This is a genomic window from Bradyrhizobium sp. (assembly GCF_049512235.1).
Taxonomy (GTDB): domain Bacteria; phylum Pseudomonadota; class Alphaproteobacteria; order Rhizobiales; family Xanthobacteraceae; genus Bradyrhizobium.
The window spans coordinates 1-11,766 of sequence record NZ_JBEKXH010000191.1 but is presented as its reverse complement, the minus strand read 5'-3'; the positions used below and the strand labels follow the sequence as shown (position 1 = coordinate 11,766).

The 11,766-nt window shown below is 63.1% G+C and carries 11 protein-coding genes, 1 tRNA gene and 2 pseudogenes; 1 reads left to right on the top strand and 13 read right to left on the bottom strand.

The features are described from left to right. Positions 1-1,190 (bottom strand): porin (locus ABSG20_RS18530; RefSeq protein ID WP_423865960.1); only part of this gene is annotated, 1,190 nt, incomplete at its 3' end. Between the two features lie 757 nt (positions 1,191-1,947). Between ABSG20_RS18530 and ABSG20_RS18525 the strand changes: the two genes are divergently transcribed. Then, positions 1,948-2,041: transfer RNA gene (locus ABSG20_RS18525), tRNA-Ser, on the top strand. A 284-nt stretch (positions 2,042-2,325) separates the two neighbouring features. Here the strand turns inward: ABSG20_RS18525 and ABSG20_RS18520 are convergent. The 12 genes and pseudogenes from ABSG20_RS18520 to ABSG20_RS18465 form a co-directional block, all read right to left on the bottom strand. Beyond that, entirely contained in the window at positions 2,326-2,928 is a 603-nt protein-coding gene (locus ABSG20_RS18520) for a hypothetical protein (protein ID WP_423865959.1), read from the bottom strand. Between the two features lie 213 nt (positions 2,929-3,141). Next, positions 3,142-3,408, bottom strand: a complete 267-nt coding sequence (locus ABSG20_RS18515; RefSeq protein WP_423865958.1) for a hypothetical protein — start codon at positions 3,406-3,408, stop codon at positions 3,142-3,144. Positions 3,409-4,150: 742 nt separating this feature from the next. Then, positions 4,151-4,786: a hypothetical protein gene (locus ABSG20_RS18510; protein WP_423865957.1), complete on the bottom strand. Its 636-nt coding sequence runs from the start codon at positions 4,784-4,786 to the stop codon at positions 4,151-4,153. A gap of 12 nt (positions 4,787-4,798) precedes the next feature. After that, positions 4,799-6,277: an Asp-tRNA(Asn)/Glu-tRNA(Gln) amidotransferase subunit GatB gene (gene gatB, locus ABSG20_RS18505; RefSeq protein WP_423865956.1), complete on the bottom strand. Its 1,479-nt coding sequence runs from the start codon at positions 6,275-6,277 to the stop codon at positions 4,799-4,801. Beyond that, positions 6,274-6,567: a hypothetical protein gene (locus ABSG20_RS18500; RefSeq protein WP_423865961.1), complete on the bottom strand. Its 294-nt coding sequence runs from the start codon at positions 6,565-6,567 to the stop codon at positions 6,274-6,276. Before ABSG20_RS18500 ends, gatB begins: the two co-directional genes overlap by 4 nt. Before the next feature lie 120 nt (positions 6,568-6,687). Continuing rightward, positions 6,688-6,927: pseudogene (locus tag ABSG20_RS18495) on the bottom strand (patatin-like phospholipase family protein); the annotation flags it as partial. Between the two features lie 32 nt (positions 6,928-6,959). Continuing rightward, positions 6,960-8,057, bottom strand: coding sequence for a sensor histidine kinase (locus ABSG20_RS18490; protein ID WP_423865955.1), 1,098 nt, complete (start codon positions 8,055-8,057; stop codon positions 6,960-6,962). Between the two features lie 87 nt (positions 8,058-8,144). Further along, positions 8,145-9,620, bottom strand: a complete 1,476-nt coding sequence (gene gatA, locus ABSG20_RS18485) for an Asp-tRNA(Asn)/Glu-tRNA(Gln) amidotransferase subunit GatA (RefSeq protein ID WP_423865954.1) — start codon at positions 9,618-9,620, stop codon at positions 8,145-8,147. Then, on the bottom strand, positions 9,617-9,835 hold the full coding sequence (locus ABSG20_RS18480; RefSeq protein WP_423865953.1) for a hypothetical protein: 219 nt from the start codon (positions 9,833-9,835) through the stop codon (positions 9,617-9,619). Before ABSG20_RS18480 ends, gatA begins: the two co-directional genes overlap by 4 nt. A 43-nt stretch (positions 9,836-9,878) precedes the next feature. Next, positions 9,879-10,166, bottom strand: a complete 288-nt coding sequence (gene gatC, locus ABSG20_RS18475) for an Asp-tRNA(Asn)/Glu-tRNA(Gln) amidotransferase subunit GatC (protein WP_423865952.1) — start codon at positions 10,164-10,166, stop codon at positions 9,879-9,881. Positions 10,167-10,258: 92 nt separating this feature from the next. Beyond that, positions 10,259-11,335 carry an NAD(P)H-dependent flavin oxidoreductase gene (locus tag ABSG20_RS18470; RefSeq protein WP_423865951.1) on the bottom strand — a complete coding sequence of 359 codons (1,077 nt, stop codon included), beginning with the start codon at positions 11,333-11,335 and terminating at the stop codon, positions 10,259-10,261. 86 nt (positions 11,336-11,421) lie between these two features. After that, positions 11,422-11,645 (bottom strand): annotated as a pseudogene (locus tag ABSG20_RS18465) (hypothetical protein). Positions 11,646-11,766 lie beyond the last annotated feature (121 nt).

The following is an 11,766-nucleotide window of genomic DNA, read 5'->3' as shown; positions in this document are numbered from 1 at the left end:
AGCTCGGCATAGGCACCGTAGATGGCGCTCGCCCAGTAGGGATTCCAGTTGTGGGTGTAGCCACCCCGGAAGCCCCAGGTCGTGACCGACTCTTGTCCACTACCGGTGGTGAATACGGTATCAGATACGCCGGCGATCGCTAGGCTCTGGTAAGCGCCAGCCAAGCCGGTGCCGCCATACATCGCCAGTGCGGAGGGGAACAAGCTCTGGAAGTTGTAGCGGCTTGCACCATCCGTATAGACGGCCTGCATGTTGATCGTGTCGCCTGGCCCAGTCGGGATGTTCTTGATCGACAATGCCGCCATGACGGCAAAGCCCCACTTGTCATCGGGGTGACCAAAGATCTCGGTCGGACCATAGTAGGCGGCATGGTTGTCGTGGGCAACCGCGGCAACCTGGGCCAGACCCCAGGCCTGGTCAACGCGGATACTACCGAGGAGGTCAGGAGACGGTGTACCGCCGATATCATTCGCGCCGTAGACGCCGGTGATCATGCCGGCAGCTGTCGCACCCGACAGGTTGTAGACGTTGGTCGTATCGTAAGCTTGTTGATCCTGCGCCGCCAACGAACCCGAGATGCCCTGACCGAAGTCAGCGGTGTAGATCAATGTGTTCACGCCGGTGACGTGGTTGCCACCGCCGGGAAGCGTATCGGGGCCGCCTGCCGGATAGCTCTGCCACGGCGTATCGAAGATCGAATACGTCCTGCCCATCGTGAATCCAGCGAACTGGATGAACGCGTTATAGATACCGAACTGGCCGCCGCCAATGCCGTCGCCCGCGTACGCCGAAGGCGAGCTACCGGTATAGCTACCGCCCGACCAACTGAAGACCAATTCCGCGAAAGTGCGGAGCACGCCGTACTCGGTCGCAGTGCGCGTATCAATGGTAAGGTCTTGACGGGCGCGAGTCGCATAGTCGTTGCTCAGACGGTTCCTTGCACCCCCGGCTCCACCCAGGTTGGGAGCAAAGTCTGTGTTACCGCCTGCGATCACGTCAACGCGCAGAAAACCACCCAGCTTGATGCAGGTGTCGGTGCCCGGAATGTAGTAGAAACCGGCACCATACAGGGAGCAAATCCTCACGTACTCGACCGCTTTGGCCTTGACGGGAAGATCGGCTGCCTGTGCCCCACTCATGGCGAGCAGACCCGCCGCTGAGCCGAGGATAAGGCTCTTAACCATCTTCATGCTAACCTCCAATTTGACTATGTGGGAAGGTTCCGGATCCGCTGGGTGAAGCACCCCTAGGTTGGTTCCCTTGTCCCTGAAACACCGCTCAGCCGCTTCGCGCCTTCGGACACACCCGCATGAACGCGAGGGACTTAAGCGAACCACCTTGAACGGGACGACCTCGGGATGCCCCCCTCCGTCGCAACATCACAATTACCGAAGGTCCCTGCACACGCAACAAAGGAACCACTCGGAAACGCCACCAAAAGAGCGTTTTTGGCCGGGTGTTGCACAAATAACACGCAGGCGCGATCAAGCCGTTTCTTTAAGTAATTGTTCTGCAACAGTGTTTTCGATTAGCCCGTTTGCCGCGCAGGTTGCCGGATTGGCGACTCTACGCGCGGTTCCGGGCCCGGTTTTCCCCAGCCGCGCCCCGACTGACGCCGAATCGGGGCCGCGAAATGACGTTTGCATTGCAACAATCATGTTCGAAATGGGTGGCAGGCCGGTTGCGCCGGCGAAACCGCGGTGCGGCCCGATCGAGACCTGCCGTCAATTCAGCGGGCTTTGCGGCGAATAATCCGTCAAACGGGCAAAGTCTGGACCAAACCAGAGCCGCGCGCCCCGGTTCAATTCCGGAGGGTCGCGGTTCGCGACCTCGCACTCATTATAGTGGGGCCGATATGATAGTGGGCCGGAATGGCGCGCGTAAATTCGGCCGCGCTGGCATCTGCCGCTTGCGGCTGGCCCCGCTGTCGGGCATATCGGCCGCAACGGAGCTGTGGCCGAGTGGCTGAAGGCGGCGGTTTGCTAAACCGTTATAGGGTTGTAAAGCCCTATCGAGGGTTCGAATCCCTCCGGCTCCGCCATTTTGAGCGAGCGAAGCCTGCCACGCCGAAGTCCACTCGGGCGAAGGCGGGCAAGCCAGCGGCAAGGCCGACCCGGCTCTCGCACCCAAAATATCGAAAACAACCCCATGCAAAGTAACCTGGCGGTCGCTGGTCTGCGCGATCCCGCGAAAGAAAGCGCAACGGATATCATTTGCGCTCCTTCCACTGCTCGAACGTCTGCATTCACTGGCATCTAATCCTTGCTGTGGACGACGCCAATTTGCCAGAAGCCGCTCTGATCTGAACCAGGCCGCTTTTGCGACTCAGGCGCTTTTGCGCTCGGCTGGCCACCAGTTCCGGATCAATGCCCGCCGGCTGGCGCAGCGGTCGAGTGACCTGATCTGTTCCGGAAAGGCCTGTTCCAGCCGCTCGACGGCGTGCGCAGCCTCGAGCGCGTGTTGCTCGCCACCGAAGCGTCGCAGTTCGATGTCGCGATCGTTCGGCATCGCTTTCTGGAAGCCCAAATGGGCGAGTGTCGTGAGATGCCGCAATTCGCCGGGCGACAGATCGATGCGGATCCTGCCTTCCGCGGGCGTCATCTGCAGCCTGCAGGCGTCGTATCCGCGCCGCCAGCAGGCGGTGCCGATGGCATCGCCGAAAACCCAAAGCCGGGCCTGATATCGATGTATGCTGTTCTGGTCGGATGCGCTGCGCGCGGTCGATCCGACCGCTTCAACAGCCTTCACAAGCGAAGCAGGCGCGGGATGGGCCGCGCCCTCATAGTGGGCGCGGATGCCCCCGATGATTTCCTGCGTCGCTTCCTGCATTCCGGCGAGCCGGCCGTTGAGAAAATACGATCGCGCGAACGACCAGGTCGAGGCCAACAGCAGAACGAGCAGAACAAATATTACGGCCAGCATATCCATGCGCAGGACCTCATCAGAAGCCAACCCAACACCCGGCCAAACATAAGCGCGAACGATGCGCGTTACCGAGGAGACCCGGTCGCTTCCGATTTGCGGCGAGGGATCCTCAGCCCCCATTAATCGCACCTTAAAGTTTACCCGCGTGTATATTGCCCTCCCCGTAAATCTACCCGGGGGCCCGTCGATCGACGGACCGGCCGGCGAAAAAGCTGGCTAGTTCGCCGTCATCCAGTCGCGCGCTTCGCGCTGCGCCTTGGCGATCTCGACCTCGGACATCATTTCCGCGACCTCGCGGCGCAGCGGTATGGCATCGGCGCGGCCTTTCAAGGCGGCGAGGTTGAACCATTTATGCGCCGCGACCAGATTGACCACGCCGGAGCGGCCGCTCGCCCAATACAGACCGCGCTCGAACAACGCGTCGGGAACGGCACTTGCGTCCACCGGCGCTGCCGTATCCAGATCGATGTACCCCTGAAACATCCGTCTTCTCCTTGTTGTCGTTGGCCGCCCCGTCCCGGCGCGGCCACTGCCAAACTCAAAAAAACGTCCCGTGATGCCCTCGCCGTCAGCCGGCTGGGCGGGGTGATGATGACCGGTCAAATTTGAAGGACCATTTAAGCATCGCGATGAATCCAACGTAAAGGCGAATGCTGGCCAGTCTCGTGCCCGCGCACGGCACACCGCGCTGGCGCGCGGCTGATCCGGGCCCATGCGGCCCACACTCATTTTCCAGATCGAGGGGTCCCCGCTTCTCGCGGAGCAGCGCACCTGGTCCGCGCTTTGCGCGGCGCGGGACAGCACGCGGTTGGAAGCCGCGCGGCGCGGCGCCAAGGTGATCTTGGGATTTTGGGGTCTTTGGAAGGTCGGAGCACCAAGCCGGCGGCACAGCGCTGGATGGCATACGGCACCGACAGCCAAAGGGAACGAGGGCGTCGGCGAACACGTCAGGACCAGATTTCACTCCGGCGAATAGAGGCCGGTGAAATTGCGGACCGCAGATCCGCACCGAACGAAGAAAACTGATTTCTTCTGCCGGACCGCTTCTGCGAAAAGAACTGGCTTTTCCAAATCACGATCCAGCCGTTTGACCTGATGTCTCGCCGACACCCTCTTTCGTCGACCAGAGCTATCAGATCCAATATTGCTCTTGGCAAGCAAATCGCCCTGAAGGCTCTCGTGACGCGCCGGCATCAAGTCGCCGGCAATTTTTAAAAGAAGCGAATTACTTCTTCTTGGCGACCTTGCGGGTCTTCTTCGCGGTCTTCTTCACCGCGCTCTTCGCCTTCTTTGCCTTCTTAGCTTTCTTGGCCATGTTGCCCTCCGATGTGAGATGGCTAATCGCTGCGTGCACTCGGGAATCGAAATGCACTGCATCCCGAATACACCAACACGTCAAAAAAAACACTGTCCCGCTTAAGGAAGTATTGACGCGCGCAAGGCGCGGCGCGTAGCGCGCGCTGCCCGGCGACACGACGATGCGTTGGCGGATTGCTGCACGAAGCGCGCGAAAATGCGATGAGGCAGATTGCCAATGTTGCAGGAAGCGCCTGCGCCGCAGGCGTTTCCGCGCTTCACGCAGGTCACGAATGGCGTGCAGCGGATGTTGCTGCCGCGCTTCGGCGGCCGACGCAAGCATGCGGCGCGGACTCTGAGTCGCGATTTTTGGCAATAAAAAAATTTTCGCTCGGACCGCCCAGGCGTCGCATCGCCGCTCGCCAAAACCGGTTTTTTGCCCGAATCGCCGTCGCTGATTCGCTGGCCGCGCTCGCGTCGCGCGACGATCACGCCGCCACTTATGGTAAACGATCGCTGCGCACAGGCGACCGGCAAGCGGCAGCGGCGATGCCGAAGGCGCCACCTGGCGCGCGGTTCAGAGCCCGAGTTTGGACTTCAGCAGATCGTTCACCGATTGCGGATTGGCCTTGCCGCCGGATGATTTCATCACCTGGCCGACGAACCAGCCGATCAATTGCGGCCTGGCACTGATCTGCGCGACCTTGTCCGGATTGGCGGCGATGATGTCGTCGACCGCCTTCTCGATCGCGCCCAAGTCGGTGACCTGCTTCATGCCGCGCGCTTCGACCAGCGCGCGCGGGTCACCGCCCTGCTGCCAGACGATCTCAAACAGCTCCTTGGCGATCTTGCCGGAGATGGTGCCCTCGCCGATCAGATCGACGATGGCGCCGAGCTGTCCGGCCTCAACCGGCGAACCCGATATGGCGAGGCCTTCCTTGTTGAGCCGCCCGAACAGTTCGTTGATCACCCAGTTGGCGGCCAACTTGCCGTCCCTGCCCTTGTCGGCAAGTTTCGACAGCACGGTTTGGTAGAAATCCGCGCTTTCGCGCTCGGCCACCAGCACGCCGGCGTCGTAGGCCGAGAGCCCGAACTCGGAAATGAAGCGGGCCTTCTTCTGGTCCGGCAGTTCCGGCAAATGTGCCCTGAGATCGTCGACATAGGCCTGGCTGAACTCAAGCGGTAGCAGGTCGGGATCGGGGAAATAGCGGTAGTCGTGCGCCTCTTCCTTGGAGCGCGTGGCGCGGGTCTCGCCCTTGTCGGGATCGAACAGCCGGGTTTCCTGTTCGATCACCCCACCATCCTCGATAATTCCAATCTGGCGCCGCGCCTCGTATTCGATGGCCTGGCCGATGAAGGCGATCGAGTTCATGTTCTTGATCTCGCAGCGGGTGCCGAGCGGTTCGCCGGGCTGGCGGACCGAGACGTTGACGTCGGCGCGCAAGCTGCCCTTCTCCATGTCGCCATCGCAGGTGCCGAGATAGCGCAGGATCGAGCGCAATTTTGTCACATAGGCCCGCGCCTGCTCCGACGTGCGCATGTCGGGCTTGGAGACGATCTCCATCAAGGCGACACCGGAGCGGTTGAGGTCGACCAGCGACATGGTCGGATTCTGGTCATGCAGCGACTTGGCGGCGTCCTGTTCCAGATGCAGCCGTTCGATACCCACACTGGCGGTGTCGCCACCCGAAAGCTCGACGATCACCTCGCCCTCGCCCACGATCGGCTGTTTGTACTGGCTGATCTGGTAGCCCTGCGGCAGGTCCGGATAGAAATAGTTCTTGCGGTCGAACACCGAGCGCAGATTGATCCTTGCGTTCAGGCCGAGCCCGGTGCGAACCGCCTGCCGCACGCACTCCTCGTTGATCACCGGCAGCATGCCGGGCATGGCCGCGTCGACCAGCGAGACGTGGCTGTTCGGTGCGCCGCCGAATTCGGTCGAGGCGCCGGAAAACAATTTTGACTTCGAGGTGACCTGGGCGTGGACCTCCAGCCCGATCACCATTTCCCAGTCGCCGGTGGTACCTTTTATCAGCCTCGAGCTGGTCGCACTCATGCGCTCGGCCTCCCGTGCAGGGTGGCGGCGATTGCTTCCCATTCGGCTTCCAGCGGGCCGGTCGCAACCGGTTTGGCCGCGCGCCGGTACCAATAGGCGGCGTTGCCGAGATCACCCTCGACGCGGTGCAGGTAGGCATGGACCCACGCCGCGTCAGGGGTCGCTTCATCCTGAACCAGTCTGTGGGCCTCGTCCCAGCGGCCTTTGGCGGCCCACCACAGGGCCGCCAGCGGCGCGTCGAGATCCGGCGCCGGCGCAGCGCCCGACAGGCTCGCTTCGAACTCCGCCATCTTCACCACCCCTTTAAGGGCATCCCCGGTGGCGCCCCGGACCAGCTTCGATGATTTGACAGTTGCGCTCATGGGCAGCTTTTAACCCGGGGGCTAAGACGAGAAAACCCCCTTCGCGCCTCACATGCTGCCGGCAAAGGCCCGCAGCGTCGGGCTGGCGCGCAGCACGTCGCGTCCCGCCGCGATCACATCGTCCACCTGTTCGGGCGGTAGCTTGAAGCGTGTCGGCACCGCCTCGAGCGCGCTGGCGCGCGCCGGATCGAGCTGATCGAAGCCCAGCCGGCCGACGAAGATTTTCAGATCGTGGCAATTCCAGCCGGCGCCCGCGCCATACCGGAGCCGGTCCGCGGCCGACAGCCCGCCATCCGTCAGCTTGATGTTTCGCTCGTGTGCTAATTCGGCCCCGCCCCGGCCGCGGCGTCGAGCATCAGCGTGAACCAGGTGCCCTGGCCGCGGATGCTTTCGGCCCGGAACACCACATTCCCGGCATTTTCCCTCAGCGTCTGCAGGATCAGGGCGCCGAGCTTGCGCGGCGACGGCCATTCCTGATTTTCACCGAGTCCAACACCGTCGTCGGACACCACCACGGCCACGCGGCCGTTTTGCTGATTGCATATCAATTTCAACAAACCGCCGTTGCGGCCGACGAAGGCATATTTGAGCGCGTTGGTCAGCATCTCGTTGACCAGCAATCCGGCGGGCATCGCGACGTTGATCGAGAGTGGGCAATAGCCGACCTGGAGTTCGATCCCGATGCCCGCCATCGCGTTCGCCTCCATCACCGAATTGGCAATATCGGAGAGATACTGGCCGAGATCGATTTCGCGCGGGGCATTTTCCGCCGACAGGGTCCGGTATAACACGGTGAGCGCGTCGATCCGGCTTGCCAGCCGCGCCAACGCCACCGACTCCCCTTCCGCAGCCGCCCGCGCCTCCAACCGGATCAGCGCCGTGATCAACTGCAAATTATTCTTCACCCGGTGCTGAAGCTCGCGCATCAGCATATCGCGGTCGCGGATCCGGCCCTCGAACTGTTCGATCTGCGCCCGCTCGCGTCCCCCGACATCGACCAGCGCCGCGATCCGGAAATTTTCGACGCCCTCGTCGCTTTCGATTACCGAGGCGTAGGCCTGTACGATGACAATACGGCCGAGCGGCCCGGACGGCCGGAACACACCGATGAAATCCTCGCCGTCCCGGATCGCCTCCCCGAGGGTCTGCGCCGGGTTATCTTCGTTGAGAAAACCGTCGAGACAGGTCCAGCCCTGGCCCTCCACCGCGGCGGCCGCCATCGACATCAAGCTCTCGAACGCCCGGTTGATATAGACGACATGCTGCTGATCGCGGGAGCCGCGCGACACGGCGACCGCGACCGGAGCAAAATCAAGCAGGTGCTTGTATTTGTCGTTCTCGAGCGCGCGCGCGAGCTTCGAGGAACCCAGAATCTGATCGACCTGCTGGGAAGAGGGGGTACCGTCGTCGGCGCTCATACGCTCACGCTCGTCATCTTCATCGGCAGAGAATGAAGAAGCGCCGTCAAAAACGCAACGCAAAAGCCGGTGGCTTCGAACGGAACCTCAAGACCACCACCGCGCGGGCGTGAACCGTCCAGCCGCCTGCTCGACCACCTCGCCGAGCGAGAACAGCGTCTCCTCGTCGAACGGACGCCCGATCAATTGCAGGCCGAGCGGCAAACCCTGCGCATCCCGGCCGGCAGGAACCGCGATGCCCGGCAGCCCCGCCATGTTCACCGTTACCGTGAAGATGTCGTTGAGATACATCTCGATGGGGTCGGCGCCCTTGTCGCCGATGCCGAACGCCGCCGATGGGGTCGCCGGCGTCAGGATCGCGTGCACGCCTTGCGCAAAGCAGTCCTCGAAATCCCGCTTGATCAGGGTGCGGACTTTCTGCGCGCGCAGATAATAGGCGTCGTAATAGCCAGCCGAGAGCACGTAGGTGCCGATCATGACGCGGCGGCGGACTTCGGCGCCGAAGCCTGCAGCGCGGGTATTCTCATACATCTCGCCGATGCTGCGGCCTCCCACCCGCAGGCCATAGCGCACGCCATCGTAGCGCGCGAGGTTGGACGATGCTTCCGCAGGCGCCACGATATAATAGGCCGGCAGTGCGTATTTGGTGTGTGGCAGCGACACTGCGACCAATTCGGCGCCCGCGGCCTTCAGCCATGCCGCCCCCTCGCTCCAGAGCTCTTCGATTTCCGCAGGCATACCGTCGAGCCGGTATTCCCGGGGGATGCCGATCTTCATGCCGCGGACGGACTTTCCGATCGCGGCCTCGTAATCCGGCACCGGGCGATCCACCGAGGTGGTGTCCTTGGGGTCGTGACCGGCCATCGAGCGCATCAGGATCGCGTTGTCGCGCACCGTGCGCGCGATCGGCCCGGCCTGATCGAGCGAGGAGGCGAACGCCACGATGCCCCAGCGCGAACAGCGCCCATAGGTCGGCTTCAGGCCGACGGTCGCGGTGAATGCCGCCGGCTGGCGGATCGAGCCGCCGGTGTCGGTCGCGGTCGCGCCCATGCACAACAGCGCCGCCACCGCCGAGGCCGAACCGCCGGACGAGCCGCCCGGCACCAGCGCGGTGTTGGAACCGTCGCGCCGCCAGGGATTGACCACCGGACCGAAGCAGGAGGTCTCGTTCGACGAGCCCATCGCGAACTCGTCATTGTTGAGTTTGCCCAACATGACGGCGCCGTCGCGCCACAGTTGCGACGTGATCGTGGATTCGTAGGGAGGTACGAAATTGCCGAGAATCTTCGAACATGCGGTGGTGCGCACGTCCCTTGTGGCGAACAGGTCCTTGATGGCAAGGGGAATGCCGGCGAGCGGACCGGCCTCTCCTTTTGCAAGCCTGGCGTCCGCCTCGCGCGCCATGCGCCGCGCCTGATCCGGCGTTTCCAGCACAAAGGCATTGAGCGCGCGCGCGGCCTCGATCGCCCTGAGGTGCGCTTCGGTCAGTTCAGCTGCGGTAAAGGATTTGCCGGCGAGGCCACTGCGCGCCTCGGCCAGCGTCAGCGTTGTCAAATCGGTCATTTATCAACCGGGCTGCAGAAGAACGGCGACAGCGTCTTGTCGTTGGCCGGGTCGTCGCGCAAGGCCCTGGCGCTGTCCTTGTCGGCGGCTTGCAGCGCATCGAGCACGGCGTCCATGACCTGCTCGGGGTCGGCGGCCTGGCCCTGGCGCTCGATGGCGTCGAGATAGTTCATGTAGGCCGCATAGGCCTTTTCATCGTCGCAGAGCAGACACATCGGATTTTTGTCCTTGATAGCTTCACGGGATCGCTCGTCTATGTCATTCGACGACTTTCGGCACCAGAAAGAAATGGTCCTCGGTGGCCGGCGCGTTGCTGACGATATCATCGGCGATCTCGCCATCATTGACCACGTCGGGGCGTTTCTTCATTTCCATCGGCATCACCGAGGTCATCGGCTCGACGCCCTCGACATTCACTTCCGACAGTTGCTCGACAAAGGTCAGCATGGCGTTCAGCTCGCTTTGCAGGTGCGGAACTTCTGCGTCAGTAACCGCGATCCGCGCAAGATGCGCGATGCGGCGAACGGTGGCGGCGTCGACGGACATGATGGAGGCCCCTTGCAGCGGGATATTGAGCCTCGCCGTATAGCAGACCGGGCTTTTGCGCCGCAACCGCGGAGGACCGCTCTAGCCCTGATCTAGCCCGCCATTTGGCTGAGCCGGATCAGGGCCGCGCCCGCCAATGCCCGGGTCAATTCCGCCGCCGGCAATTCGAGGCCGAGCCGCACCGCCTGTCCGGCCCAAAGGTTGGTGAAATCGACCTTGCCGAGCTTTTCCGCCGCCGCTTTCAGCGGCGCCAGGCCGGTCGCGGCATGGGGAAAGGCCGGCGCATCCGGCGACATCGGGCCGACCTCGCGCATCACCCGGTTGGCAACGCCGCGCGCCGGCCGGCCGGTCATGACGTTGGTGATGACGGTGGAATCATCCGACGCCCGGGCCAGCGCGTGACGTGCCGGCGCACTCACCTTGGACTCCGGACAACGCAGATAGGCGCTGCCGATCTGCACCCCCGAGGCCCCCAGCGCGAATGCCGCCGCGATGCCCCGCCCGTCGGCGATGCCGCCCGCCGCGATGACCGGGACTGTGACGGCATCGACCACCTGCGGCACCAGCGCCAAGGTGCCGGGCTGTTCGGCGATATTGTCGGTCAGGAACATGCCGCGATGGCCGCCGGCTTCGGCGCCCTGCGCGATGATGGCGTCGGCGCCGTGCTCTTCGAGCCAGATCGCCTCCCTCACGATGGTCGCGGACGAGATCACGATACAACCGGCGGCCTTGACGCGCTTCAACAGCGCCTGTTCGGGCAGGCCAAAATGGAAGCTGACGATCTCGGGCTTCAATTCCTCGACCAGCGTACAAATCTCGGCATCGAACGGTGCGCGGTTGGCAAACGGAATAGCCGCATCGGGATCAAGGCCAAATTCCCGGTAATAAGGCGTCAGCCGCCGGCGCCATGCCCGTTCGGCCTGCGGATCCACCTCGACCGCCGTGTGGCAGAAGAAATTGAGATTGATCGGGCTCGCCACGCGCTGGCGGACGATGTGGACCTGCTCGCGGATTTTTTCGACTGACAGCATCGCACATGGCAGCGCGGGCAACGCGCCGCCGGAGGCCGCCCCGATCATGATGTCAGCATCCTGCACGCCGGCCATCGGCGCCTGCAGAATCGGAAATTCTGTCTTGAAGAGATCGAGAAGTCGGCGATCGGGCCACATCGTCTGCTCATCCATGTGATGGGGAATTGGCGCGGGCGTCGTTGCCGGGGCCACCTCGAACGTTAGCACTCCAGGACCCCGAAAAGCTATGCTTTCGAGCGCCACCTGCCGCTCCAGCGCCGCAGTGCGATCCCGCCCAGACCGCCTCGACCAGCCCGAACGGCCAGGCGCCCTGCTGGAATCCATAAGTCGAGCCGAGCGCGCAGGCGGCGGCGAAGGCGAGCACGAACCAGTGGCTGCGATCCTCCAGCGCGTAGCACACGAGCATGGCCGAGACCGCGAACAGGCCAAACAGACTGAGGGCATCCATTGGTTGATCTTCCCAACTTCGTCAAATCAGCAGCAGACGATGGTGTATGTTCGCTGCCGATCCCGTTAGACGGGCAGCGCCCGACTTTGCGTCCCCGACCGGCGGCATGTTATGGCAACGC